Below are 26,469 nucleotides of genomic sequence, written 5' to 3'. Positions count from 1 at the left end.
CGGAAGTATGAAAAAAACTTTGCTTATTATGCCTAAGTAGTCTATGTCTCTTGACGGCCTGCGTATCTCAGAGTCGAAAGGTACATATTGAAGGGTTGATAAGGGAGGAATTTGAGCGCTTGGAGCTAGGTTTAGCAGATGCCTATGAGAAAGCTGGCTGGACAGATGAATCGGGCACTTCCTATGCTCGTGTGCCCCTATCAGAGGAGCAAAAAAAGAATCCACTCTTTGATTACGGGGAAGAAGACGTTGATGATCAACTGTGGTTTTCTTTTACTACGAGCTCTGGGAGTTACGAAGAGGATGTGGTCAGTATCCGGGAGGGGATTTTAGCTGAGGTCTATGACCTTTACAGTCTGGTAAATTCTGTTAATAGGCAAGCTTATCAGGAAGACAAACCTATAGTGTCTCTTCACGCTGGATATAGTTATGATGTTGATATGGATTTAGATAAAATAGATCAGCACTTTACCCACACTTTGACTCGTATCCATGAATTGGGAACTAGAACAAGCCGATTTGACTATGTCTTCAACTCTAGTGATCTAGATGAAGTCTTAACCCTCCTTATGGATTTACGAGATGAGGGCTATTTTACGGTGGAGGTCAGAGAGGCGTACAGATAATTTTTAGGGTTTTATTTGCCAGTTGCTAACACTTAAAATATCGCTTTCATGGTACAATAGAATGATAAACAACTCTTGGAGGATTGCTATGGAACAGACCTTTTTTATGATTAAGCCAGATGGGGTAGAGCGCCGATTAATTGGTGAGATTTTGCATTTGATTGAGCGACGTGGGTTCATTTTAGAACGTCTAGAGTTACGGTGTGCGACCCCTGAAATCCTCAAGCAACACTACAGCCATTTGGCAGATAAGCCATTTTTCAAAGATATTGAGGGCTATATGATGAGCGGTCCCATTCTGATTGGGGTAATTTCAGGACCTAAGGTGGTTAAAAGTTGGCGTAATATGATGGGAGCAACTAACCCTGTTGATGCTCTACCAGGAACCATTCGTGGAGATTTTGCCATGGCGCCAATCGATGGGAATATTAAAAATGTCGTTCACGGTTCAGACTCTGTGGAAGCGGCTCAAAGGGAAATCGCGCTTTGGTTCGGGCAATCCGCGGTTGAATCGAACAGATAGGATATAGCTATTCCACTGCTATAATGGTATTTTGAGAAAGTTTGATGTCACAAGGCCTATGATGTCAACTGACTTCTTGTTATAATCTTTAGTCCTTTTTTAAAGGGAAAACGTTTAAAAACCTAATGTGTTTGGGAGAAACGCATTAGGTTTTTTCTATTAAAGAGCCTTTCAGATGGCACTGTCCGTCATTAAGACGTTTACAAGCGTTTTGGGATACAGGTGCTAAATGGTAGGACTCTAAAAAGTTGGAAGGTCAAGATACAGATCAGAAGAAAAGTAGGCGATTCCTCTATCAATGTGAGATAGAAAAAGCACCTACCGTTGATAGAACAGAAGGATGATACAGCGTATTAGATTTCTATCAATAGTAGGCGCCATAAATGACTGGTCCTGATAGGGATTCACCTTCTTTGGAGGCGAATTTTCCTCACTTTGCAAGAGAATGATTAAGTTGCTTTTAGGAATGATCAGGTGTCAGAATCATTGGAATAATGATCGGTTCGCGTTCGGTTTTTTCAGATAAGAAAGGCCGCAAGGCATTAATAATAGCACCGTTCACACTTTGGATATTGGCTTCTTTATTTTTCAAGGCGACGCGTATGGCATTGAAGAGTAGGCGTTGGCTTTCTCGAATCAATTCGCCTGATTCACGCATATAGACAAAACCGCGGCTGAGAATATCAGGTCCAGCTAGGATGAGCTGTTGGTCAAAATCAACCGTAGCTACTGCGATGACAACCCCATCTTCTGAAAGATCGTGGCGGTCGCGAAGAACGGCTGCACCGATGTCACCGATACCGTTTCCGTCAACATAGATATCTTGGGCGTTGAAACGTCCTGAAATACGTGCGGAATTCTTGGTGAGAGCTAGAACATCTCCATTTTCCATGATAAAGATATTCTCTTTCTGAACGCCAGTGTCAACCGCCAGACCAGCGTGAATCTTCTGCATACGGTATTCACCATGGACAGGCATGAAGTACTTAGGTTTGATGAGGCTGAGCATGAGTTTTTGCTCTTGCTGGCCCCCGTGTCCAGAAGTATGGATATTGTTAATCTTACCGTGAATAACCCTGACTCCGGCTTCTGTGATGGTGTTAATCAACTTGTTAACGCTAGTGGTATTGCCAGGGATTGGGCTAGAGGAGAAGATAACGGTGTCGCCAGGTTGCAGGGTTACTTGTCTGTGAGTTCCGTTAGCAATCCGAGCCAGAGCAGCCATCGGCTCCCCTTGACTCCCTGTGCAGAGAATTAAGACTTCTCCAGCAGGGTAATCTTTAATCTCATAAGGTTCAATGAAGGTTCCTTCTGGGACCTTGATGTAGCCGAGTTCGACACCATTCAAAATGGCCTTCTCCATAGAACGTCCAAAGACAGCAATCTTGCGCCCTGTCTTGACAGCGGCATCTGCTGCTTGCTGGAGGCGGAAGATATTAGAGGCAAAGGAGGCGAAGATGATCCGTCCGCTAATGCCCTCAATCAGCTTCATGATGGATTGGCCAACCACTTTTTCGGAGTTCGTAAAGGTTGGGATCTCCGCATTGGTTGAATCTGACAAGAGACAAAGGACGCCTTCTTCACCAAGCGCAGCCATGCGGTGCAAGTCAGCCGGTTCTCCTACTGGGGTAAAGTCAAATTTAAAGTCACCTGTGCAGACGATTTTCCCTTGAGGGGTATCAATTACGACCCCCAAAGGCTCTGGAATCGAGTGGGTCGTGCGGAAGAAGGTGATGCTTAAGTGCTTGAAAGTTAATTCGGTCTTGTGGTTAATTTCGTAGAGTTTAGCATTACGCAAGAGACCGTGCTCTTCTAGTTTGCCACGAATCAAGGCTAGTGCCAACGGACCAGCGTAGATAGGGATATTGGCCTGCTTGAGCAGGAAGGGAATGCCTCCGATGTGGTCTTCGTGGCCGTGCGTGATCACTAAGGCTTTGACACGCTTAATGTTTTCAACGATGTAGGAATAGTCTGGAATAACATAGTCAATCCCGAGCAGATCGTCTTCGGGGAATTTAATTCCTGCATCAACGATAATGATTTCGTTTTGGTATTCGATGCCGTAGGTGTTCTTGCCAATTTCGCCTAGACCGCCGATGGCAAAGACCCCCACTTCATGCGGTTTTAGATTGATATTTGACATATTAGAACTCCGTTAATGAGAAGGCACCGGTCTCTTTTTCGTAAGCTAGATGCTTGTCTGAGAGCAATTCGATAAATTCGATATGGTAGTCGGTGTTCGTTTCAACTAAGTCACGGACCTTGATGCGGCCATCGAGTTCGCTAGTTGCATCAACTTGGACATAGATGGCTTGAGTCTTTTCACGTTGTGGGTGGTTATTTTTTTCCTCTTGGTAAAATACTTTGTAGATCATAAATTTCCTTTCAAAAGATGGTCAAATCAGCCTGTAGGAAAGTAGCCAATCTAGTGATCCAGATTGACAATAGCTTATCCAGTTGTGGTTGTAATAAATTGACCTGAAGTGTAATAGTAAGCTTATTATATCATAAAATCAAACCGATGAGCAAGTTGGATGAGAGATGGAAAACGGTTTATCTTGTCTTAGTTTACTCGTTGCCTCTATCAAACAATAAGGACGCTAGTAAATCTGGAAACGGATATGGCACGTTGTCTATACGGAGAACGATTTATATTTTTGCCGATAAGGTTCGCTTATGAAGTCTTCCTTCCTCTAAGTAGCAAGGAAACGTCTGGACGTGTCTTGATTAATTTGATAAGAAGGAGTATAATACAAATAAAGTAAAACGCTTTCTTTAAAACGCTAAACTAGAGGTGTTTCATATGCGTAAAAAACATTCTGTTGCTTCTTCCCAAGTTATTCCTTTCATTTGGTTAGTCATAAACCTCCTTTATGCAGGTGTTGCTGATCGGCATAGAACCTACATCGCTTCATTTCACTATATTTTGGTCCTTATCTTTCTGTTATTAAGTATATATGAATCTATTAAAGAGAAAGATAAACTGGCGATTCTCCTATTTTTCCTAAGCATTGTCCAGGTTATCTTTGCGGTTGTTTTTTATCTATACTTGGTCGCAAAATATTTTGGAACATAAGATATTGGCTAGTAGATGCTTTCCTGTTGATCTGCTTATTGTCATAGCCCTTTGCTTTTAATTGGGCTATGACTTTTACTTTTTAACGCCTAGCAACTTTCCACATTTTTTAGTAAAATAGGAGTGAGCTTTTAAGAGTAGAAAAGTAAACGAAAGAGTGCAATCCTTATGAAAATTTTAGCCTTTGACACATCTAACCAGGTCCTCTCTATCGCTATCTTGGAGGATGATCGACTCCTTGGTGAGCTGACCTTGACCATCAAGAAAAACCACAGCATCAGCCTCATGCCCAGCATTGATTTTCTCATGGACCAGGTTGGCTGGGTGCCATCTGATCTGGAACGGATCGCTGTTGCCCAAGGTCCTGGTTCTTATACGGGTCTAAGGGTGGCAGTGGCAACGGCAAAAACTTTAGCCTATACGCTAAACATTGATTTGGTTGGTATCTCTAGTCTTTATGCCCTGTGTCCAGACGTCCAGGGTCTAGCGGTTCCTCTCATCGATGCCCGTCGTAACACGGTTTATGCTGGTTTTTATGATAATGGCAGAGCAGTTCAGCCAGAGGTTAATGCTGATTTCAATGAGGTTTTATCCACATTATCTAGTTCTGCTACAGTAACCTTTGTCGGTGAGGTGACTAGCTTCCGTGACCAGATTGAGATAGCCTTGCCTCAGGCTCAGATTCTTGAAACCCTACCATCAGCCTATCGCATTGGGGTAGCTGCTCTGACGGCTGAGCCTGTTCCTGTCCACAGCTTTGTTCCGACCTACTTAAAAAAGGTCGAAGCCGAGGAAAATTGGCTCAAAGACAATCAAGAGGGGGACACCTCCAGCTACATCAAGAGGGTCTGAGATGGATAAGGTCCAAGCTATTTATGCTATTTTGAGCGATGTTTACCAAGGTCAGTCACCTTGGAGCTTAGCCCAGATTGAAGCGGATCTGAACAAGCCAGACACGGATTGTTTTATCGTGACAGCAGATGATGAAATCATCGGTTTTTTGACCACCCAAGACTTGGTCGGTGAGCTGGAAATCACTAACATCGCTGTTAAAACCAACTACCAAGGCCGAGGTCTGGCTGATCAGCTCATGGCCAACTTAAAAGACCTGGACCGGCCTATTTTCCTAGAAGTCAGAGCTAGCAATCAAGCCGCCCAAAAACTTTATGCGAAGCACGGTTTTGTCGTTGCAGGTAGCCGTAAAGGCTATTACCATAATCCCACCGAAGATGCAATCCTTATGACAAGGAAGCGGTAGAATCAGTCTGTTTTTCTATGCACATGTCTCCTGACAAATCAATGTAAGCGGTAGTGTTCATTGTTTTGCTGCTATCTTCACTGAGGTTTTGCTAGGGGCAGTAACCTGTGTGATTGGATTGCTTTGGTAGTTCAATACAGCAGGTTTGGTATTGGGTGAATAGGCCTGTTTACTTATAGAGAAACACTCCTTGATGCTGCTCTAGCAGCTTTCAACAGGGGTGTTTTTCTTGTGCCCCTTTTTTTGGGGGGAGGCTAGGGTTTTTCTGATGCCTGTTTTCCTATACCATTTGGGAGCCTAACGAGGCACTATTGAAGGGGATTTACAAAAAAAAGCAGCAAATGACAGATCGTTGCTTTTTTGATGCAAAACCGACAAGCCTCTTTTGGCTTGTCGGTTAATGTTTATAAGGCAAAATATTGCAAGGGTTCAATCTGTCCCGCTTCTAATAAAGCCAGTTGCACACGGGCAAAGGCTTCTAAATCACGGCTACGGTCTATTTTGCCTAAATCGATAGCTTTAAACTAAGCTTGTTCAAGAAGGTGAGCAAAGGAGGTTTTAGCGGACGGATGATTTCCAGCCATGAGAACCAACGGTGTCTCACCAGCAGGTACGCGACTAGACGAAAAATTTGTATTGAAAGCCTTGATAAAAGTTAAATTTGGAAAGAGTTCTGCTAGTTTTAGGCTGGCAGACTGGTCTGGAGGTAAGGGAGACGTCTTGGTCTGATAATCGAGAGGATTGCTGATATCAATGATGATTTTATTGGCAAAATGGTCTTGATTAGGGAAAATGAGACTAATCATATCTTCATAAGGCACTGCAAAAAAGACAAATTTTCCTTGCACAACTTCCTGTCCTCGTCCCAGGACTTGAAGGGGAATATCAGCTTGGTTAAAGCGTTTGGCTAGAGCCTTTCCCATCTTTCCTTGACCGATAATACTGATAGTAGGGGTCATCATTAATCCTCCTGCCTTACCCCATACTGGTAAGGCACACCGAGGTGCTCCCGCAGGGTTTCACCGTCATAATCTTCATGGAAAATGCCACGTTCTTGAAGAATTGGGACGACTTCGTCGACAAAGCGAGGCAAATCGACGGCATAGACATCTGGCATGACCCAGAACCCATCGGCTGCTCCTGCTTCAAACCAAGCCGTCATGTGGTCGGCAATGTCCTTAGCATTCCCGACCGCTGTAGGGTGGTAGTCAATCACCGAATGATAGACGATTTCCCGCAAGGTCCAGCCCTCACGCGCCACCTTGAGGACATTTTCCAGACGTGGGTCGCTGTAAGGGGTAACCTGTACCGCATCTAAGATCTCTGGCGCAATCGGGCGCTCAATATCAGCAGGCGTAAACTGGATGCCTAGCACATAGCCGATATGGGCGATGCGTTGCAAGAAGGTCTCACCATCAATAAAGCTAGCGTGGCGCTCTAGCGCGGCTTTCTTGTCATCTCCTAGCAGGGGCATAAGCCCTGCGATAAATTTGATGTCATCAGGGTTTCGCCCATTATCCACAGCAGCTTGGCGAAGCGCCTGGCGCATGGCTTGACCTTGCTCGATGGTCCAGACTTCACCGACAAAAACATTGGCATATTTGCCAGCGTAGGCAATGCTATTTTCCGACCCACCCGAGTGGAAAATGACTGGCTGACCTTGCTTGGACGGTGGGATGGGCAGAGTACCTGCTGTCTGCACATAGTCACCCTTGATGACCACTGGTTTGACTTGGTCGTAGTCGGCAAATTCCTTGGTCTGGTGGTTGAGTTTAAGGGCGTCCTCTCCCCATGTTGCCCAGAGCTGTTGCACAGCCTCTGTAAATTCATAGGCCTTGCCATAGCGGTCAAAGCTGGGGGCTAGATTGACCCCGTAGGCATTGGCACTGACACCGTTCGCCCCTGTGACCGCATTCCAAGCTACTCGCCCGTGCGTCAGCGCATCAAGCGTTTTGAACTGTCTAGCCAACTCATAGGGATTGGACCAAGAGGTCGCCCGCGTGATTCCCAGACCGATACGTGAGGTCTGGCTGCCTATGATACTGGCAATCAGCAAGGGATCCAAGCCCATGGTCTGCATGTCGCTGTTATGCGCTGCCTTAGTGCCTGGAAAATCACCAAAGAACATGAACTGGAACTTGCCTTTTTCAGCCAGCTGAGCCGCTTGAATATCGACTGAAAGATCTGGATACTCCGAGAGTTTGACCTCTGGGTCCAACCACGATCGAAAATTTAAACCTGCCGCACCAAACATGGCGAGGCCAATCATCATTTGTTTCTTATCTGCCATCTTATACTAAATCCTCAATGCCACTCATCAATTTGTCCATAATCACCGCCACTGGCTCAATCTTGTCAATCAGGGAAATCCCTAGGCCAAAGGAAGCAAAGCCCTTGCTGAGGTCGCCAAAGAGCATGCCATCACGCATCCCATTGTAGCCACGCTGTACCTCGAAAATCTCTTGCTCTGTTGCCCCTGCCTGGCTCATTTCCAAGAGTTTGTTGGGAATGTCGCCCGGTAAAGAGCGGTAGTAGGCAGGTACTGTGCGGTAGAGCAGCAGGTCAGAAGCTGTCGCTTTGAGCGCCATTTCCTTGATGTTATCTGCCAAAATGGCTTCTTCAGCCATCATGAAGGCTGTACCAACATAGAGCCCTTCTGCGCCTAGGGCAAAGGCCGCCCGGGCCGTCCGAGCGTCCGCAATCCCACCAGCTGCCATGACAGGGACACGTCCTTTTGCAGCATCGACAATCATCGGTACGATGGAAAAAGTGCCGATGACCTTTTCAGGAACCGTCCCCCCTTCATCAAAACCAGTTGCCACGATGATGTCCGCACCACCTTGAATGGCTTCCTCGGTGTTTTCCACGGTCGGTGTGCCGGCACGAAAGACGACTTTGATGCCTTTTTCCTTGAATTTCGCTGTCCAGAAGGCGGAAAATTCACCGACCATGACTGCAACCTGCACTCCTTCTTCCACCATCAGCTCAAGCATAGGGCCTGTGAAAATATCGGTCAACTCATGACCAGGAGCGACGTTGATGCCTAGCGGTTTATCCGTTATCTCACGGGCAATGCGGATTTCCCGTCGCATATTTTCGATGGTTTCCTCCACCGTCGTCGCTGCAACGGTCTGACCTGCACTGATACCAAGAACTCCCAAGCCACCTGCGGCACTGACAGCGCCAGCGTATTGACCGTTGGTCAACCAAGCCAGAGGGCCTTGGATGATGGGTTTTTCAATCCCCAAAATGTCTGTAATCCGATTTGTCATTTGATTTCTCCTCTTTCTTCTGATATAATTTATAGTACACTTGTCATTTATAAAAGGCAAATGACAATTTCCATACGAGTGTAAGTTAGGTGACAGTTTTGGTAAATTTGTCATCTTGAAGGGGGAAAATGACGACAGATTTACGTTTTGAGCGAACAGAAGAAAATATACGGACTGCGTTTTTGGGGCTCTTAGAGAATGAAGATTATGCCAAGTTGAGTGTGACGACCATCTGCCGTGAGGCGAGGTGTTCTAGGAATGCCTTTTATCAGCACTATGAGAGTAAGGATCACCTGTATAAGGCCATTGTGGGGGAAGTGATTGCTGCTATTGAAGATAGTTGCCAACCAGTTGTTGAACACTTAGAGGAGATTGGTGAAGCGGAATCTCGCCTTTTTACTAACCAAATTTTAGAGGCAGTTTATCAAAAGCGGGAGTTAATTAGGCGTTTGTTGCAGGTGTCACCCTTGACCTTTTCTTATCAGTTGCGGCAAATGTTTATCGATGGGAATCTACTATCAGCTCAGCTATTTGCCCAAGAAAGTGTCAACCATAGCTATATTTACTACCTGTCGGGGGCCTTTGCTAGTTTTGTCGAGTATTGGCTCCTACACACAGCAGATGACCTGGAAAAAGCCCAAAACATCCTCCACCAGCATACCTTTTGGGGCTTCAACAGTCAGGGGAGTGACTGTTGAAGGTGCGTGCTTAAAAAAGAGAAGGCAAGCAACAGTCAGGGGAGTGACTGTTGAAGGTGTGAGCTCAATTGAAAACCAGTAACTTTCAGGAAAGTTACGGACTGTTGCACAGTAATTTAGGGAACTGTGACGGTTGACAACCGTATCCTTAAGCTCCTATTAGCAAGAATGATTAGAAAGATAAAGACATGTCAAACAGATATATCTTAGCCATTGAGTCCTCCTGTGATGAGACCAGCGTGGCTGTTTTGAAGAATAAGACGGAACTATTGACCAACATCATCGCTAGTCAAGTCGATAGTCATAAGCGTTTTGGGGGCGTGGTGCCAGAAGTAGCTAGCCGTCACCATGTGGAGGTGATCACGACCTGTATTAACGATGCACTGGTGGAGGCTGGGATTGTGGCTAGTGACCTATCAGCTGTGGCAGTGACCTATGGCCCTGGCCTGGTGGGTGCCCTGCTAGTTGGTATGGCGGCTGCCAAGGCCTTTGCTTGGGCAAACGGCCTACCCCTGATTCCTGTTAACCACATGGCCGGCCATCTTATGGCAGCTAACCAGACAGCTGAGTTGACCTACCCTCTTATGGCTCTGTTGGTGTCAGGTGGTCATACCGAGCTAGTCTATGTCCCAAAAGCAGGAGATTACCGGATCATTGGGGAGACCCGTGATGATGCTGTAGGTGAGGCTTACGACAAGGTTGGTCGGGTTATGGGCTTGACCTATCCAGCTGGTAAGGAAATTGATGTATTGGCTCACAAAGGTCAGGACGTTTACAACTTCCCAAGAGCTATGATGAAAGAAAATCACTTGGACTTTTCGTTTTCTGGGCTTAAGTCGGCTTTTATCAATCTAAACCACAATGCGCAACAAAAAGGAGAAAAACTAGCCTTAGAAGACCTCTGCGCTTCCTTTCAGGCGTCGGTTTTGGATGTCCTCATCAGTAAGACCAAGAGAGCTCTGAGCCAATACCCAGTTAAGCAACTGGTTGTGGCAGGTGGGGTCGCTGCCAACCAAGGTTTGCGCGAGCGCTTAGCGACAGACATAACAGATGTGGAAGTGGTCATCCCTCCGTTGCGTCTCTGCGGTGATAATGCCGGTATGATCGCTTTAGCTGCTGATGTCGAGTATGAACAAGGGAACTTTGCTGATTTGTCGCTTAATGCCAAGCCGAGCCTGGTGTTTGAAAGCATGGTATTAGGTTAACGTTCAAGATTGAGTCACTGAAAGAAAGCTTACTCTAGATAGTTCAGCTGGTGATGCTGATCAGAGGAGTTCCCCTAACAGCCCAATTAGGCGGAGTCATTTACCAAACTTGTCACAGTGCTTATTTTAGTGCGTTTCAACAGTTTCAGGACAAACTGTTGGCGGAGAGGTTAGCTCGCAAGTGTCAAGGAGCCGTTGTCAATACGGTTCGGTCAGCTATGGGCACGGAGCAGATAAGGTTTACCGAGGGGTGGGCTGACAAGCTAGAAGTAGTGAGCTATCTCTATTTAGGATGCGGTTGAGCTGACTGATTGTTAAAGACCCGTAAGCAAGTGGATGTTGGCCAATTATGGGTCCATAGTTTTGGTTGAATAAGATGTAAAACCGCCTAGCTCCATGTGGGGTTAGGTTTTTAACTCTTGCAGTCGTATGGGAAAATACAGTAGGGCATAGGTATAGGTATCGAAATTCAAAATCTGAACACAATGGACTCTTCAAAGATTTTTGGGTTGCTGTATGACTTAAAAACGAGTTACTTGATGACCAGCAACTCACTGATTTTTGAGTGTCATTTAGCACCAAACAAATGAAGACAATTCATCTTTCAGAAAGAATCAAAGGTTCGCTTTTTAGATGAAATGGTGGATAATATAATTTCAATAGGACGAGTAACTGTTTGACGAAACCAATTTTTTCAAGACAGTTGCTGAAAATACGGGTAAAGGTCTTGGAGAATGTAGGCTCTTACCTTGTGACAAGATAGGTTTTATGCTATGATAAGGATATAATCTATTTGAAATGAAAAGGTGACTATGACGTCTGAATTTAAACGAGGAATGCAGTCTGCCTTGCCCACTGGGCTGGGTTATTTAGGCGTTGGAATGGCCTTTGGTGTGATTGCGGCAGCAGCAGGGATAACTGTTTGGCAGGTACTCCTCATGAGTTTACTCATTTATGCAGGAGCAGGTCAGTTTGCCTTGGTCGGTTTGCTGGTGACAGGTGAACCCCTCTCTTCGATTGCTCTGACAATATTCCTGATCAATTTACGAAATTTTTTAATGGCCTTGCATACAGCGACTTTTTTTCCGAATGTTTCAACTGGACAGAGCCTGGTGATTGGTGGTCTTTTGACGGATGAAACTTACGGTGTTTTATTGGCAGAAGGTCTCCAGCAGCAGGTTGTATCTGCTGATTGGATGCTGGGGAATAATGTGTTGAGCTACCTGTCTTGGACAATAGCAACAGTTATGGGAGCTCTGGTGGGGGAGAGAATTCCTAGCCCCTATACCTTAGGTTTAGACTTTGCCCTTATAGCGATGTTTATAGGGATTTTCGCAGCACAATTTAGGGGACTTGCCCTCAGCGTTCCTGTGAAAAAAATAGCTGGAATCCTTTTGACCGTCGCTTCAGTATTCTTTGTTCTGGCTTGTTTTTTACCTAAGTCAGTAGCTGTTTTGTCTGCTACTTTGGCAGGTTGTGTGATGGGGGTATGGCTGGATGAGAACTAGTGATGTTGTGTGGGCAATTTTGCTTTCTGCCCTGGTCACTTTTGTGCCGAGAGTGCTTCCGTTTGCCCTCTTAAAAAAAGTCAAATTATCTGATAGGGTCCTACGGTTTTTAAAATATTTACCGCTATCTATTATTTTTGCCTTAACGTTTTCAAATGTATTTACTTATGACAGCGGGCAGTTGCCACAATTGCTCTGGCAGGAAGCCTTAGTGAGTGTTTTGCTGCTCTGGGTGGCTTTCCGTTACAGAAACCTTTTACTCACCGTAGGGGCGGGTATTGTTTTGATAGCTCTTTTGAGGTTGATCTAGTGGGCCTACTACTTTTCTCAGTCTTTCTTGGTTTTCAATGTTATTTTTGGAACGATTGTTAAGTTTTTGCGGTGACTTATCTGCTATACAACCTTTATCTGACGGTTAATTTTACCAGGCAATAAGGAATTTTTCATCAAGGATTGGTCGTTACTGTATGGGGGCAAGAGCGTTCTTTTGTCAGAAGAAGGGGGCACCAATCCTTTTGGGTGCTATGATGACTAATGAGGAAGACAGACCAATGAGTCTTAATACCTTTATCAATCGGGCCAAAGTGTTGAAGTTTTTTAGCTTTGAGGCCTAACTGAGCCGATGATGCTAAAACGTGGTATAATAAGATGATTTTATAAAGAGGAGAGTCTCCAAGTAAGGAGACAAAGGAGACATGACAAAGACAGCACAAGGGCGTGCAAGCGGTAAGATTATCTTAATGGGAGAACATGCGGTCGTTTATGGAAAACCTGCTATTGCTCTTCCTTTTGCTGGGGTTGAAGTCCAGACGACTGTGACGGAGACGTGTGGTGACCTGTCTGTCAACTGTGCTCTCTACGATGGCTTGGTTCACGAGATACCCAAGGTTTATGAGAGCCTCAAACATGCCATCCGTTTTTCCCTTTACCGTCTAGGGGTATCACAAAATCCTCCGATTCATGTGGAAATTACGTCAACGATTCCTGCTGAGCGGGGGATGGGGTCAAGTGCGGCAGTCGCAGTATCCGTGGCGAGGGCCTTATTTGCTTTCTACGAGAAAGAATTGACGGATCAGGAACTTTGGGAGATTGCTCAGTCATCTGAGCGAATTGCACATGGTAATCCTTCAGGGGTAGACGTGACGACTATTAGTCGCGAAAAGCCTGTTTACTATGTCAAAGACCAGCCTTTTGAGGTTTTGTCTCTGGATTTTCCGGCTTACCTGGTGGTCGCAGACACGGGGCGTATTGGGCACACTCTTGAAGCAGTCCAGCATGTAGCCGACTGGATTGAGGTCGAAAACCAAGGGTCAGCCAGTTTATCTTTTAGCCCCCAAGGTCATATTGAAGCTCTTGGTCAGCTGGTCATTGAAAGCCAGCAGGCCTTAGCTGATAAGAATGTGACCAGCCTGGGACAATTGATGAATCGAGCCCAGACCTATCTTGTAGATCTTGGGGTGTCTGATCCACAGTTAGACCACTTAATAACTGTGGCTAGACAGGCCGGTGCCTTGGGTGCTAAATTGACCGGAGGGGGTCGAGGCGGCTGCATGATAGCCTTGGTAGCCGATCGTCAGCAAGCAGAAAAATTAATGCAAGCTCTTGAAACAGCTGGTGCCAAAGGCATCTGGATTCAGTATTTAGGCCTTGAAGGAGAGGACAAATGATAAGAGTCGGCCGGGCACGTGCCCATACTAACATAGCTTTGATTAAATACTGGGGAAAGAGGGACAAGGCCCTCTTTTTGCCCATGAATAGTTCCTTGTCGCTTACTTTAGATGCTTTTTACACGGATACCGAAGTGGTCTTTGATGCCCATTTGACGGAGGATTACTTTTTCTTGAATGGTCAGGCGCAATCACCGGAGGAAACCTCTAAAATCAGCCGTTTTTTGGACCTTTTTCGTCAAGAGACAGGGGAGAATAGAAATGCTAAGGTCACCTCTTACAATTTTGTCCCGACTGCAGCAGGTTTGGCCTCATCGGCGTCAGCCTTTGCAGCCCTTTCTTTAGCTGTATCAGAAGCTTTGTCGCTGGATTGGGACCGTCAAACCTTGTCGACCTTCGCCAGACGAGGTTCAGGGTCAAGCACCCGCTCCTTGTTCGGGGGCTTTGTGGAATGGCAGATGGGGACAGGTTCGAAGGATTCTTACGCAGTTCCTATTGATCCAGCAGACTGGGATATCGGTATGATTGTTCTGGCCATTAATACTGAAAGAAAGTCAATTTCTAGCCGTGTTGGGATGGACCATACCGTTGCGACGTCTCCTTTTTACCCTGCTTGGATCTCGTCTGCTAAGACGGATTTAGAGGCTATTAAGGAGGCCATAAAGCATAAAGACCTGGTTAAAGTAGGGCAAATTACAGAACATAATGGCATGAAGATGCATGCGACGACCCTTTCTGCTGATCCGCCTTTTACTTACTTTGAACCAGAGTCAATCCGTGTTCAAGGCTTGGTTCGTCATGTTCGTGAGGAGCTTGGTCTCCCTGCTTATATGACCATGGATGCAGGACCGAATGTCAAGGTCCTTTGTAGGGCTAGTGATATGACAAGTTTGGTTGAGGCACTGGCAAAACAGTTTCCTAAAGAAAAGATCATCACTAGTCGTCCAGGACCAGCAGCCTATGCTTTGACAGAGGAAGCTTGGCTGGAGACAGTTGCGGTATTTGAGGCTTCAGATGAGTAAGATACAAGTAAAGATTCCAGGGAAACTCTATCTGGCAGGGGAATATGCTGTGGTTGATGGCGGTTTGGCAATCATTGCAGCAGTTAACCAATACTTGCAGGTAACTGTTGAAGCGACACAGACTGGCCAGCTTCACTCGGATCAACAGGCCGATTTGAACCTATCCTGGTATCGCAAGGACCATAACATTGTCTTTGATCAAGAGCATCCCTATAGTCTCGTTCAGGTAGCCATGCAAGTCACGGAAGAGTATCTGAGGGATTTGGGGGAGTTCCCTAGTACCTATTACCGGTTAGCGATCACCAGTGAGCTGGATGATTCAGGAAGCGGGCAAAAGTATGGGCTAGGTTCTAGCGGAGCGGTCACAGTAGCTGTGATCAAGGCTATTAGCCTCTTTTATGGACAGTCTTTGTCACCGTTAGTGCTTTATAAACTGTCAGTACTGGCTCAGACTAAGCTAGGATTGTCGGGCTCTTTTGGCGATCTGGCTGCCTCTAGTTTTGGCGGTCTTATCGCCTATCAGAGGCCCTTGCCAGCCTGGCTTTTGCCAAAAATAGCAGAGCAGACAGTAGCGGATTTAGTTGCTCTAGACTGGCCAAACCTAGTGATAGAGCGTTTGCTCTTCCCAGAAAATCTGCAATTTTTGGTCGGTTGGACCAGAAGCGTTGCTTCCACAGAGGGATTACTAGATGAAGTAGCGAGAAATACGTTTCACAAGAAACAAATTCGTCAAGACTTTGTCACTGCTAGTCAAGCCTGCCTAGAACGTATGGTGCAGGCTTTTCAGGAGCAGAACTCTTCAGCAATTTGCCAAGAAATCCGACACAATCGCTTCTTGCTTCGCAGTTATGCTGAACAAGTAGGCTTACACTTAGAAACCCCAGCCTTAAAGACTTTGATTGATTTAGCAGAAGAGCATGGAGCTGCTGCTAAAACATCAGGAGCAGGGGGTGGCGACTGTGGCATCGCCCTTTTGAAAGAACCTTTTAAAGCTGCTCAGATTCAAGATAGCTGGGTGGCAGCGGGAATTCTTCCCCTAGACCTCTTGTTTGCCCCACCATTTGCCTAAGAAAGAGAAGGAAATCTATGACCCAACAAGTCAATCGGAAGGACCAGCATGTTGGCCTTGCTAACCAACAATACCAAGCCTCATCTGGACCTGATCTCGAAGCTGTTCGCTTTGTCCACCAAGCTTTTGCAGAGTTAGATGTGGCTGACGTTTCGGCTGCTACCCAAGTGGCAGGGCTTGATTTTTCAACCCCTTTCTTTATCAATGCCATTACAGGAGGCAGTCTTCAAACCATCAAGATTAATCAACGTCTGGCAATTCTTGCCCGCGAGACAGGTCTTGCTCTCGCGACAGGTTCTGTCAGCATTGCCATGAAAGACCCCGAGGCAGCAGCATCCTTTAAAGTCATCCGTCAGGAAAACCCTGATGGGCTGGTCTTTGCCAATCTCGGTGCCCACCATGGGCTTGAAAACGCCAAGCGAGCCGTCGATTTGCTAGAAGCCAATGCCCTGCAAATCCATGTCAATGTCCCTCAGGAAATCATCATGCCAGAAGGCGATCGCGCCTTTCGAGGCTGGCTGGATAATGTGGAAACTATCGCAGCTCACTTGTCGGTTCCGGTTGTCGTCAAGGAAGTCGGCTTTGGCATGAGCCGAGAGACGATTGCAGAACTCTACCAACGAGGCGTTCGCACAGTTGACGTTTCTGGTCGTGGCGGTACCAATTTTGCCCGCATCGAAAATGCCCGCAGAACGACAGCTAAATATGATTTTCTAGAAGATTGGGGGCTAACAACTGTAGAGAGCCTGCTAGAAGCAATGAGTCTGCCAGCGAAGAGCCGTCCGCAGATTATCGCCTCTGGCGGTGTGCATCATGCCCTCGACGTTGTTAAATGTCTGGCCCTCGGGGCAGACTTAGTAGGCCTTTCGGGTCAAGCCCTTCAGTGGGTCCGCCAGCCAGATCGTCTAGACACCGCCATTGAGACCGTCCGAAACATACAAGAGCAGGTCCGCGACATCATGACCATCTTAGGCGCCAAAAGGATTGCTGATATACAGCAGACAGATCTGGTCTTACCAGCCAGTGCTCAGCACTGGGCCCAAGCCCGTGGAATTGATGTGACGGCCTATGCGAGACGAAGCGCCAAAGCGTTAGAAGACTAAATGCTTAATTTCTAGGCTATTAACGATTTTTAGCCTCTCTTAGGCAACTGGGTTTTGCCCTGTCTCATATTGGTCCTATTTGTCTATCACGATGACAGTTTATCTTAAAACACCCCTCTAGTTTTTAGGACTTGTGTTCCTAAATATTAGAGGGGTGTTTTTGGTTGTTTTGGCAGGTGTCCAGTATTACTGATGATTGGAGCGTCGAGATGTAATCGAGAATTCAAAGTACTCAATAGGAATATAATGCTTGCTTGAGACAATTAATTTTTCTTTATTATAAACATTTTCCTGTATGAGAATGAAGCGATCGTGGTTAGAGAGGGTGTACTTGGTTGCACTGAAATTTCCTGACTGTGTGTAAACAAAGTCATTTTGAGAATGGTTAGCAATATCAGATTGATAAAGACGGTGTTCAAGAAGATGTTTCAACTCGCCAGTGTCGTGCAAGGTCATCTCTAAGTCAGAAATGATTTCAATAGGGACAAAAGACAAGGAGTAAGCAGACGGTCCATTTTCTGTATGGTACCAGCGATCAGCAATGACCACGACGGGTGTCTCATGTTTTAAGGACGAGGCAACAGCTACAGAAGGAACTTCCAGACGAAACTCTAATTCTGTCTCAAGGATGTCAAGAGACATACAAGCCTTTATAGGATGTTGCAAATATTCTAAGCCCAGCTTGCTATCGGAGTCTGAGAAGTCTCTGATAAAATTGCCCTTGCCTCGCACATTTTTAACCAAATGGTCTTCCTGTAAGAGAGCCAGCGACTTTCTGAGGGTGGCACGACTGACATTCAACTGCTCTGCCAATTCAGGTTCAGAAGGCAACTGCATACCGGGGGTGTATATACCGTCCTGAATCAGTTTAAAAATCTGATTGTAGACTTGGACATGTTTTAATTTTTTTAACTTGCTATCTAATTCATTGTTAGGCATATCAGCCTCCTAAAGGTCTAGTTATAGGTTATTTTAATGAAATAATGACAGAAAATCAATAAAAAAATATAAAAAGCGTTTACAAAATACAACTTGTATGTTATTATACAAGTATAACAAAAATAAACAAGACAAACAGGAGGTCTTAAACATGCAAAATTATTCTGGTGAAGTTGGGTTACAGTATCACTTACAGATTCGCCCTGGTGACGTGGGACGCTATGTGCTCATGCCAGGAGATCCGAAGCGCTGCGCTAAGATTGCAGAGCATTTTGATAATGCTGAATTAATAGCAGATAGTCGCGAGTATGTGACCTATACAGGGACCTTAAATGGCGAAAAAGTAAGCGTCACATCAACAGGTATCGGCGGCTCTTCAGCTTCTATTGCCTTGGAAGAGTTAAGATTGTGCGGTGCAGATACGTTTATCCGTGTTGGAACCTGTGGTGGGATTGATCTTGACGTTAAAGGCGGAGACATTGTTATTGCAACAGGTGCTATTCGGATGGAAGGAACTAGTAAAGAGTACGCGCCCATAGAATTTCCAGCTGTTGCTGATTTAGAAGTAACCAATGCCTTGGTCAGTGCCTCTAAAAAGCTAGGTTATACAACACATGCTGGTGTTGTCCAATGTAAAGATGCCTTTTACGGTCAACATGAGCCTGAACGGATGCCCGTTAGTTATGAATTGCTCAATAAATGGGAAGCTTGGAAGCGTCTGGGAACAAAGGCATCAGAAATGGAATCAGCAGCCCTATTTGTGGCAGCTAGTCATTTGGGAGTTCGCTGTGGGTCAGACTTCCTTGTTGTCGGAAACCAAGAAAGAAATGCTTTAGGTATGGATAATCCAATGGTTCATGACACAGAGGCTGCTATCCAAGTTGCGGTAGAAGCACTTCGCATACTCATTGAGGAAGACAAACGCAAATAAAACTAGACAAGGGAGGAGAACATGCAATTTGTTTATGGCATTCTAGGTATTTTATTGGTTTTAGGTATCGTATATGCTATTTCCTTTAACCGACGTCACATTTCACTTGGTTTGATTGGAAAGGCATTATTGGTACAATTCATGATTGCCATCGTCTTGGTCCGGATTCCACTTGGTCAACAGTTTGTTAAACTGGTGTCAGAAGGAGTTACCAAGGTCATTAATTGTGGCCAGGCAGGTCTGGATTTTGTGTTTGGCTCGCTGGCAGACAGTGGCGCAAAAACAGGTTTTATCTTTGCGATACAAACTCTTGGGAACATCGTTTTCCTATCGGCCCTTGTCAGCTTACTTTACTATCTAGGTGTTCTTGGTTTTATCGTCAAGTGGATTGGTAAAGGAGTCGGAAAGATAATGAAATCTTCCGAGGTTGAAAGCTTTGTTGCGGTAGCCAATATGTTTCTTGGCCAAACAGATAGCCCGATTTTGGTCAGCAAATACCTTGCAAGAATGACTGATAGTGAGGTCATGGTGGTTCTGGTATCGGGAATGGGCAGTATGTCTGTGTCTATTCTTGGTGGCTACATTGCCCTAGGCATCCCAATGGAATATCTGCTCATTGCTTCAACGATGGTACCGATTGGCAGTATATTAATCGCTAAAGTTCTCCTTCCTCAAACCGAACCTGTTCAAAAAATTGACGACATTAAAATGGATAATAAAGGCAATAACGCTAATGTTATCGATGCCATTGCTGAAGGAGCCAGTACAGGTGCTCAAATGGCCTTTTCAATCGGAGCCAGTTTAATCGCTTTTGTTGGCTTGGTTTCTCTCATAAATTTGTTGCTAAGTGCTTTTGGGATTCGTTTAGAACAAATCTTTTCCTATATTTTTGCGCCGTTCGGCTTCTTGATGGGATTTGATCGTCAAAACATTCTCTTGGAAGGGAATCTGCTTGGTAGCAAACTCATTTTAAATGAATTTGTATCTTTTCAACAGTTGGGAAAGCTAATTCGGTCGTTAGACCACCGTACAGCTTTAGTCGCAACGATTTCATTATGTGGCTTTGCCAACCTATCTAGTTTGGGGATCTGTGTTTCTGGGATTGCAGTGCTCTGCCCAGAAAAACGTGGCACTTTAGCACGATTGGTCTTTCGTTCGATGATTGGGGGGATTGCCGTCAGTTTATTGAGCGCCTTTATCGTGGGCATTGTGACACTATTTTAAGTTAAAAATAAGGAGATGATATGATGGAAATTAAAGAGATATTAAGTAAAGTAGACCATACATTATTAACGACAACAGCGTCGTGGGAAGACATAAAGCTCATTTTGGATGATGCTATGGCTTACCATACGGCATCTGCTTGTATTCCTGCTTCTTATGTTAAGAAGGCAGCGGACTATGTTTCAGGGAAACTAGCGATTTGCACTGTTATTGGATTTCCTAACGGTTACAGTACGACAGCAACCAAGGTATTTGAATGCCAAGATGCTATCAAAAACGGTGCTGATGAAATTGACATGGTTATTAACTTGACTGATGTCAAAAACGGAGATTATGCGGCCATTGAAGACGAAATTCGGCAGATTAAGGCGGCCTGTGGCAGTCATATTTTGAAGGTCATTGTCGAAACCTGTCAATTAACCAAAGAGGAATTGATTGAACTTTGTGGTGTGGTGACGCGTTCTGGCGCAGATTTTATTAAAACATCTACAGGTTTTTCAACAGCTGGTGCAACCTTTGAAGACGTTGCTCTAATGGCAGAACATGTTGGTAAAGATGTTCAGATTAAAGCAGCTGGTGGGATTTCTTCTTTAGAGGATGCCGAAAAATTCATCTCGCTAGGCGCATCACGCTTAGGAACCAGTCGTATTATAAAAATCGTTAAACATCAAAAGGTGGAAGAAGGCTCTTATTAAGGCTCTATTGTCGGATAGTGATGCCAAGATGGTTTCATTCATTTTTGACCAAGACTTTGGAAAGATGTGCTGCAGTCGTGGTCAGGTAGAAGTTTGATTTTTTAAAAATAGAAGAATGAGAAGAAGCTGTCTACCATATTTCGGCTTCTTTTCATCCGTGAAAGGAGAAACGATGTCACAATTTGATCGTATTCATTTAGTTGTTTTAGACTCTGTAGGCATTGGTGCTGCACCAGATGCCAACGATTTCGTCAACGCTGGTGTGCCAGATGGGGCTTCAGATACCCTCGGTCACATTTCTAAGACCGTTGGGCTTGAAGTGCCCAATATGGCTAAGATTGGTCTGGGAAATATCCCTCGTCCGCAAGCTCTTAAAACAGTGCCTGCTGAGAGTCACCCAACAGGGTATGTCACCAAGTTAGAAGAAGTCTCCCTCGGCAAGGACACCATGACAGGTCACTGGGAAATCATGGGGCTCAACATTACCGAGCCGTTTGATACCTTCTGGAATGGCTTCCCTGAGGAAATCTTAACCAAGGTTGAAGAGTTTTCAGGTCGCAAGGTTATTCGTGAAGCTAACAAGCCTTATTCAGGTACAGCAGTTATCGATGACTTTGGTCCGCGTCAGATGGAGACAGGTGAGCTGATTATCTACACCTCAGCTGACCCAGTGCTGCAAATTGCAGCGCATGAAGATGTCATTCCGCTTGAGGAACTCTACCGTATTTGTGAATATGCCCGTTCGATTACCTTGGAGCGTCCAGCGCTTCTCGGTCGTATCATTGCCCGTCCTTATGTGGGAACGCCGGGTAACTTTACCCGTACCGCTAACCGCCATGACTATGCCGTATCGCCTTTCCAAGACACGGTCATGAACAAGTTAGACCAAGCCGGCATTGATGTTTACTCTGTCGGTAAAATCAATGATATTTTCAATGGCTCTGGTGTTAATCATGACATGGGACACAACAAGTCCAATGCTCATGGGGTTGAGACCTTGATTAAGACTATGGGCTTGCCTGAATTTGAGAGGGGTTTCTCCTTTACTAACTTAGTTGACTTTGATGCCCTTTACGGACACCGTCGCAATGCCCATGGGTATCGTGATTGCCTGCATGAATTTGATAGTCAATTGCCAGACATCATAGCAGCCATGCGCGAGCATGATCTCCTCATGATTACGGCTGACCACGGCAATGACCCAACCTACGCTGGAACGGATCATACCCGCGAATATATTCCACTGCTCATCTATGGAAAATCCTTGAAAGGGAGTGGGGTCATTCCACAAGGACACTTTGCAGATATTTCAGCGACAGTTGCTGAAAACTTCGGCGTTGACACAGCCATGATTGGCGAAAGCTTCTTGGATAAATTGGTGTAAAAGCACGCCTTCTAAAGCACTATGACCATCTCAGGAGCAAAGACGATTGTTAATCTACAGCAGACAGATCTGGTCATACCAGCACTGGGCCCAGGCGCGTGGCATTGATGTCAGTGAGTATGGCAGGCGATAAAGGAAAGATTCGCCAGTGTCTGAGTGAGAAAAGATTGATTTTATATGCATTTCCAAGGTTTTGCTTGCCAAAACCTTGGTTTTCTTTTAAAATAAGAGAAACTCTGCCCCTATGGGTTCAGGATAGAAAGCATGAGGTGTAACATGAAGGCAATTGTAACGGTAGTTGGTAAGGATAACACAGGAATCGTGGCAGGAGTGGCTGCCAAGTTAGCTGGCTTAGGCTTTAACATTGATGATATTTCCCAGACGGTTTTGGACGGCTATTTTACAATGATGGCGGTCGTTTCTGGCGATGAGACGGTTGATTTTACAAAGATTCGTCAGGATTTGGAGACCTTCGGCCAGGAGCTCAATGTCAAAATCAATATCCAGAGTGCGGCGATTTTTGATGCCATGCATAACGTGTAAAGGAGAACTGAGATGGACATTAGACAGGTCACAGAAACCATTGCCATGATTGAAGAGCAGCACTTTGATATCAGGACCATTACGATGGGAATTTCTCTTTTAGACTGTATTGATCCGGATATTGATCGGGCTGCTGATAAGATTTATCAGAAAATCACGACCAAGGCGGCTAATCTCGTAGCTGTTGGGGATGAGATTGCAGCTGAATTAGGAATTCCTATTGTGAATAAACGTGTCTCAGTGACTCCCATTGCCCTGATTGGGGCGGCAACAGATGCGACGGACTATCTGCCGTTAGCTCACGCTTTGGATCGCGCAGCCAAGACCATCGGTGTGGATTTTATCGGTGGCTTTTCAGCTCTGGTGCAAAAGGGTTATCAAAAAGGAGATGAGATTCTCATCAATTCCATTCCCCAAGCCTTGGCCCAGACAGAAAAGGTTTGTGCGTCGGTCAATATTGGCTCCACCAAGTCTGGCATCAATATGACAGCGGTGCGTGACATGGGACGTATCATCAAGGAAACCGCTCAGGCTTCTGACATGGGAGCGGCTAAGTTAGTTGTTTTTGCCAATGCGGTTGAGGACAATCCTTTTATGGCAGGTGCCTTTCATGGTGTTGGAGAAGCTGATGTGGTCATCAATGTCGGTGTGTCAGGACCTGGCGTAGTCAAGCGTGCTTTGGAAAAAGTCCGTGGTGAAAGTTTTGATGTGGTCGCTGAAACAGTTAAAAAAACCGCCTTTAAGATTACTCGCATTGGTCAATTAGTCGGTCAAATGGCGAGTGAGCGTCTTGGTGTCAAATTCGGGATTGTTGATTTATCTCTTGCACCAACACCTGCTGTTGGCGACTCGGTGGCGCGTGTCTTGGAAGAAATGGGATTGGAAACGGTCGGCACACATGGGACAACAGCAGCTTTAGCCCTTTTAAATGATGCGGTCAAAAAAGGCGGTGTCATGGCTTGCAACCAAGTGGGGGGCTTATCAGGTGCTTTCATTCCCGTGTCAGAAGATGAAGGGATGATTGCGGCGGTTGAGTCTGGTTCCCTTAATCTGGAAAAATTAGAAGCCATGACAGCAATTTGCTCAGTAGGTCTGGATATGATTGCGATTCCAGAGGACACGCCTTCTGAAACCATTGCGGCCATGATTGCTGACGAAGCGGCCATTGGAGTCATCAACCAGAAGACGACAGCGGTTCGCATTATTCCTAAAGGTCAAGAAGGGGATCGGATTGAGTTTGGTGGTCTTTTGGGGACTGCTCCAGTGATGCGAGTAAATAGCGCATCATCGGCTGATTTTATCAACCGCGGCGGACAAATTCCAGCACCGATCCATAGCTTTAAGAATTAACGGAGAGCATCTCTAGATGGGGATAAGCTGTGTCACGGACAACTTTTAAGAAACGATAAAGAAAACAAAGGCGTGTAAACTGTTCCAGCCAAAAAGCGATCGTTAAAGATAGGATAGCGGCGGAGTTATTTTTAGCTACCCATAAAAACTCTATTAAGTCAGGAGGTACATCATTGTTACAAGGTGCGTATCGTTGTCCAGAATGCCATTTTTGGCATTTGACTAGCCAAAAAGAGATTATAGAGAGTAATCTCTTTCGAAAAGTCATTTAAAAAGGTTATTCTAAAGACAGAGACAGTGTTTACCAATAAAAGGACTTGTTTTCTTGGTCAGGTCGTCTGACAGGGCTCAAAAATGGGGACTCAGCATTAGGATTTCTGGTCATTTGATCGGTATGCTTGCTGTGAATCCGATCACTCTCAAGCTGACAATTGGCAGTTTTGGCGGATCCATCAGTTCTTTAGCTCCTTAAGGAATGTCTCTTTAGAAAAAGGGATGTTTGTCCCTGGTCTTTTCTTGTGGCGACAGAAAGACGAGATCGTTTTACTAAGAGGCTTGTTTTTGGCAGGCCTTTTTTTGCACCTCCTTGCACCTCATGGTATAATAGGAAACAGAAATGTGATGAATGGAGAAGATTATGGTGAAAACAACCCTTTATATCGCCCGCCACGGCAAGACCATGTTTAACACAATTGGTCGAGCTCAGGGCTGGAGTGATACGCCATTGACCGCTGCTGGGGAACGTGGTATTAAAGAACTTGCTGTTGGGTTAAAGTCTTTTGACTTGACTTTCAAGGAGGCGTTTTCTAGCGACTCGGGCAGGACCTTGCAGACCATGGAAATTATCCTAGATGAGTTAGGGCAGACAGATATTCCTTACACGCGGGACAAGCGGATTCGAGAATGGTGCTTTGGCAGCCTTGACGGGGGTTACGATGCGGAGCTCTTTTTTGGGGTGCTGCCCCGTATCTACGGAACAGACATTGAGTTTCGTAAACTGACTTACGAAGAGATGGCGGCTGGTATTTTCGAAGCAGATACTGCTGGATGGGCACAGCCTTGGGAAGTTATTAAGGAGCGTATCCTGTCTGGCTTTACCGACATCGCCAAAAAAATAGAAGCCCAAGGTGGCGGCAAGGCTATTGTCGTTTCTCATGGCATGACAATTAGCACTTTGGTCTATCTCTTGGCGCCAGAGATTCCCAAGCAAAATTTGGACAATGGCAGTGTGACTGTACTCAGTTATGAAAACGGCCAGTTTACAGTGGAGATCGTAGGAGATATGTCCTATCGTCTTCGTGGAGCAGAGGTGCTAGATGGCGGGCAGTGAAAAACAATCAGAAGAAATCTTAGACCAGTTCCCACCTCTAGAGTTTGAGGACCAAGAAAAAGAACCCCAAGAGGGGGAGGACATCCCTCCTCAAGAAGAGGAAACCGATGATAAGCCTGTTAGTCTCTTTATGATTTTTGCGGGTCTTATTCTAGCCTTAATGGTGCTGGTTGGCTTGATCTTCTTTCAAGAACTGTTTAATCCCAAACAGACTAGGGGCGAAAAACCAATCGCGGAAGCGACAGCTGGTCCCAAGGTGCTCAAGGTCTTGAATTCCAGTCAAGACTTACCTAAGGTTGACCCTGATGCTTGGGAATTGATCTTGGTCGGTCCTAAAAATGTCAAGGAAGAACTATCGCCAGAGCTATCAGAAGTATCCGGTTTTATGGTGGATAGTCGCATTGCAGAGGCAACAGCTAATTTTTTAGCTGCAGCTCAAGCCATTGATCCTAATGCCCACTTGATTACCGGCTACCGTAGTGTAGAGGAACAGTCTTCGCTTTACGAGACTTTCCTAGCCGAAGAAATGGAGGCCCGCCAGATTGGTCGTGAGGCGGCAGAGTCTTTTGTGCAGACCTACTTCCAAGCGCCAGGGACTAGCGAGCATATGACAGGGTTGGCGATTGATCTGTCAACAGTAGATTATCTCAATCTCATGGACCCTGGGGTGGCAAGTCAGTTGGCAACCATTGCGCCCGATTATGGTTTTGTCTTGCGTTACAAGCAGAGCTATCAACCCCAAACAGGGGTTCCTGCTGAAGACTGGCATTTCCGTTATGTCGGTGTTGAATCCGCTCGCTACATGACCGATTATGATGTTCCGCTTGAAACCTATCTGGTCCAACTTAAAAATCGCACGGATTAAGAATCTCTTTAAAGATCCGTTAGAATCGTCTGCAACAGGTGTTCAGGCGATTTTTTCGCCTCATTGTCAACTGTAGTGGGTTGACCAATCTAACATCGAGAGAGGACAAGCTTTGTCTTCTCTTGTTTTATGTTTATCGCAATGAAAATGCGAGTTTTGAAGTTTTCAAAGTTCCGAAACC

The 26,469-nt window shown here is 45.5% G+C and carries 26 protein-coding genes; 20 read left to right on the top strand and 6 right to left on the bottom strand.

The window, feature by feature from the left end:
* Window positions 1-119: 119 nt before the first annotated feature.
* Window positions 120-626, top strand: a complete 507-nt coding sequence (locus HF992_RS06935; protein ID WP_168549330.1) for a hypothetical protein — start codon at window positions 120-122, stop codon at window positions 624-626.
* 88 nt (window positions 627-714) lie between these two features.
* Window positions 715-1,149, top strand: a complete 435-nt coding sequence (ndk, locus tag HF992_RS06930) for a nucleoside-diphosphate kinase (protein WP_168549329.1) — start codon at window positions 715-717, stop codon at window positions 1,147-1,149.
* A 460-nt stretch (window positions 1,150-1,609) separates the two neighbouring features.
* On the opposite strand, the gene rnjA is transcribed toward ndk, so the two are convergent.
* Together rnjA and HF992_RS06920 are read right to left on the bottom strand one after the other, a co-directional pair.
* Complete coding sequence (gene rnjA / locus HF992_RS06925; protein ID WP_168549328.1) at window positions 1,610-3,292, bottom strand: ribonuclease J1; 1,683 nt, start codon at window positions 3,290-3,292, stop codon at window positions 1,610-1,612.
* 1 nt (window position 3,293) lies between these two features.
* Entirely contained in the window at window positions 3,294-3,524 is a 231-nt protein-coding gene (locus HF992_RS06920) for an RNA polymerase epsilon subunit (protein ID WP_168549327.1), read from the bottom strand.
* 869 nt (window positions 3,525-4,393) lie between these two features.
* On the opposite strand from HF992_RS06920, the gene tsaB reads away from it, so the two are divergent.
* Together tsaB and rimI are read left to right on the top strand one after the other, a co-directional pair.
* Entirely contained in the window at window positions 4,394-5,077 is a 684-nt protein-coding gene (tsaB, locus tag HF992_RS06915) for a tRNA (adenosine(37)-N6)-threonylcarbamoyltransferase complex dimerization subunit type 1 TsaB (RefSeq protein WP_168549326.1), read from the top strand.
* A gap of 1 nt (window position 5,078) precedes the next feature.
* Window positions 5,079-5,483 (top strand): ribosomal protein S18-alanine N-acetyltransferase, encoded by a 405-nt coding sequence (gene rimI / locus HF992_RS06910; RefSeq protein ID WP_168549325.1) that lies wholly within the window; start codon window positions 5,079-5,081, stop codon window positions 5,481-5,483.
* A 524-nt stretch (window positions 5,484-6,007) separates the two neighbouring features.
* Here the strand turns inward: rimI and HF992_RS06905 are convergent.
* Genes HF992_RS06905 through HF992_RS06895 form a run of 3 tightly spaced genes read right to left on the bottom strand, consistent with a single transcriptional unit; the run spans window position 6,008 to window position 8,755 of the window.
* Entirely contained in the window at window positions 6,008-6,445 is a 438-nt protein-coding gene (locus tag HF992_RS06905) for an NADPH-dependent F420 reductase (protein WP_168549324.1), read from the bottom strand.
* Window positions 6,445-7,773, bottom strand: coding sequence for an NtaA/DmoA family FMN-dependent monooxygenase (locus tag HF992_RS06900; RefSeq protein ID WP_168549323.1), 1,329 nt, complete (start codon window positions 7,771-7,773; stop codon window positions 6,445-6,447). Before HF992_RS06900 ends, HF992_RS06905 begins: the two co-directional genes overlap by 1 nt.
* Window position 7,774: 1 nt before the next feature.
* On the bottom strand, window positions 7,775-8,755 hold the full coding sequence (locus tag HF992_RS06895) for an NAD(P)H-dependent flavin oxidoreductase (RefSeq protein WP_168549322.1): 981 nt from the start codon (window positions 8,753-8,755) through the stop codon (window positions 7,775-7,777).
* 128 nt (window positions 8,756-8,883) lie between these two features.
* On the opposite strand from HF992_RS06895, the gene HF992_RS06890 reads away from it, so the two are divergent.
* From HF992_RS06890 to fni, 8 genes are all read left to right on the top strand, one after another.
* Window positions 8,884-9,453, top strand: coding sequence for a TetR/AcrR family transcriptional regulator (locus HF992_RS06890; RefSeq protein WP_168549321.1), 570 nt, complete (start codon window positions 8,884-8,886; stop codon window positions 9,451-9,453).
* Between the two features lie 188 nt (window positions 9,454-9,641).
* A complete protein-coding gene (tsaD, locus tag HF992_RS06885; RefSeq protein ID WP_168549320.1) occupies window positions 9,642-10,658 on the top strand; it encodes a tRNA (adenosine(37)-N6)-threonylcarbamoyltransferase complex transferase subunit TsaD in 1,017 nt (338 codons plus the stop codon).
* An 812-nt stretch (window positions 10,659-11,470) separates the two neighbouring features.
* Complete coding sequence (locus HF992_RS06880; RefSeq protein WP_168549319.1) at window positions 11,471-12,166, top strand: AzlC family ABC transporter permease; 696 nt, start codon at window positions 11,471-11,473, stop codon at window positions 12,164-12,166.
* Window positions 12,156-12,476 carry an AzlD domain-containing protein gene (locus tag HF992_RS06875; RefSeq protein WP_168549318.1) on the top strand — a complete coding sequence of 107 codons (321 nt, stop codon included), beginning with the start codon at window positions 12,156-12,158 and terminating at the stop codon, window positions 12,474-12,476. Before HF992_RS06880 ends, HF992_RS06875 begins: the two co-directional genes overlap by 11 nt.
* A gap of 385 nt (window positions 12,477-12,861) precedes the next feature.
* On the top strand, window positions 12,862-13,833 hold the full coding sequence (gene mvk, locus HF992_RS06870) for a mevalonate kinase (RefSeq protein WP_168549317.1): 972 nt from the start codon (window positions 12,862-12,864) through the stop codon (window positions 13,831-13,833).
* Window positions 13,830-14,855, top strand: a complete 1,026-nt coding sequence (gene mvaD / locus HF992_RS06865; protein ID WP_168549316.1) for a diphosphomevalonate decarboxylase — start codon at window positions 13,830-13,832, stop codon at window positions 14,853-14,855. Before mvk ends, mvaD begins: the two co-directional genes overlap by 4 nt.
* Window positions 14,848-15,924: a phosphomevalonate kinase gene (locus HF992_RS06860; protein WP_168549315.1), complete on the top strand. Its 1,077-nt coding sequence runs from the start codon at window positions 14,848-14,850 to the stop codon at window positions 15,922-15,924. The genes mvaD and HF992_RS06860 overlap by 8 nt, the downstream gene beginning before the upstream one ends.
* Window positions 15,925-15,941: 17 nt before the next feature.
* Window positions 15,942-17,027 (top strand): type 2 isopentenyl-diphosphate Delta-isomerase, encoded by a 1,086-nt coding sequence (gene fni, locus HF992_RS06855; protein WP_168549314.1) that lies wholly within the window; start codon window positions 15,942-15,944, stop codon window positions 17,025-17,027.
* A gap of 186 nt (window positions 17,028-17,213) precedes the next feature.
* On the opposite strand, the gene HF992_RS06850 is transcribed toward fni, so the two are convergent.
* Window positions 17,214-17,966: a GntR family transcriptional regulator gene (locus HF992_RS06850; protein ID WP_168549313.1), complete on the bottom strand. Its 753-nt coding sequence runs from the start codon at window positions 17,964-17,966 to the stop codon at window positions 17,214-17,216.
* 151 nt (window positions 17,967-18,117) lie between these two features.
* On the opposite strand from HF992_RS06850, the gene udp reads away from it, so the two are divergent.
* The 8 genes from udp to HF992_RS06810 all read left to right on the top strand — a co-directional run bounded on the left by udp (window position 18,118) and on the right by HF992_RS06810 (window position 26,288).
* Window positions 18,118-18,897 carry a uridine phosphorylase gene (gene udp, locus HF992_RS06845; protein WP_168549312.1) on the top strand — a complete coding sequence of 260 codons (780 nt, stop codon included), beginning with the start codon at window positions 18,118-18,120 and terminating at the stop codon, window positions 18,895-18,897.
* Window positions 18,898-18,918: 21 nt separating this feature from the next.
* Window positions 18,919-20,121, top strand: a complete 1,203-nt coding sequence (locus HF992_RS06840) for a NupC/NupG family nucleoside CNT transporter (protein ID WP_168549311.1) — start codon at window positions 18,919-18,921, stop codon at window positions 20,119-20,121.
* A 23-nt stretch (window positions 20,122-20,144) separates the two neighbouring features.
* Window positions 20,145-20,816, top strand: coding sequence for a deoxyribose-phosphate aldolase (deoC, locus tag HF992_RS06835; RefSeq protein WP_168549373.1), 672 nt, complete (start codon window positions 20,145-20,147; stop codon window positions 20,814-20,816).
* A 172-nt stretch (window positions 20,817-20,988) separates the two neighbouring features.
* On the top strand, window positions 20,989-22,200 hold the full coding sequence (locus HF992_RS06830; protein WP_168549310.1) for a phosphopentomutase: 1,212 nt from the start codon (window positions 20,989-20,991) through the stop codon (window positions 22,198-22,200).
* A 276-nt stretch (window positions 22,201-22,476) separates the two neighbouring features.
* Window positions 22,477-22,743, top strand: a complete 267-nt coding sequence (locus tag HF992_RS06825; RefSeq protein ID WP_168549309.1) for an ACT domain-containing protein — start codon at window positions 22,477-22,479, stop codon at window positions 22,741-22,743.
* 12 nt (window positions 22,744-22,755) lie between these two features.
* A complete protein-coding gene (locus tag HF992_RS06820) occupies window positions 22,756-24,093 on the top strand; it encodes a PFL family protein (protein ID WP_168549308.1) in 1,338 nt (445 codons plus the stop codon).
* Window positions 24,094-24,730: 637 nt separating this feature from the next.
* Window positions 24,731-25,423: a histidine phosphatase family protein gene (locus HF992_RS06815; RefSeq protein WP_168549307.1), complete on the top strand. Its 693-nt coding sequence runs from the start codon at window positions 24,731-24,733 to the stop codon at window positions 25,421-25,423.
* A complete protein-coding gene (locus HF992_RS06810; RefSeq protein WP_246201259.1) occupies window positions 25,410-26,288 on the top strand; it encodes a D-alanyl-D-alanine carboxypeptidase family protein in 879 nt (292 codons plus the stop codon). Before HF992_RS06815 ends, HF992_RS06810 begins: the two co-directional genes overlap by 14 nt.
* Window positions 26,289-26,469 lie beyond the last annotated feature (181 nt).

The organism is Streptococcus ovuberis (assembly GCF_012396585.1).
GTDB classification, from domain to species: Bacteria; Bacillota; Bacilli; order Lactobacillales; family Streptococcaceae; genus Streptococcus; species Streptococcus ovuberis.
This window is presented reverse-complemented; position numbering and strand designations above follow the sequence as displayed.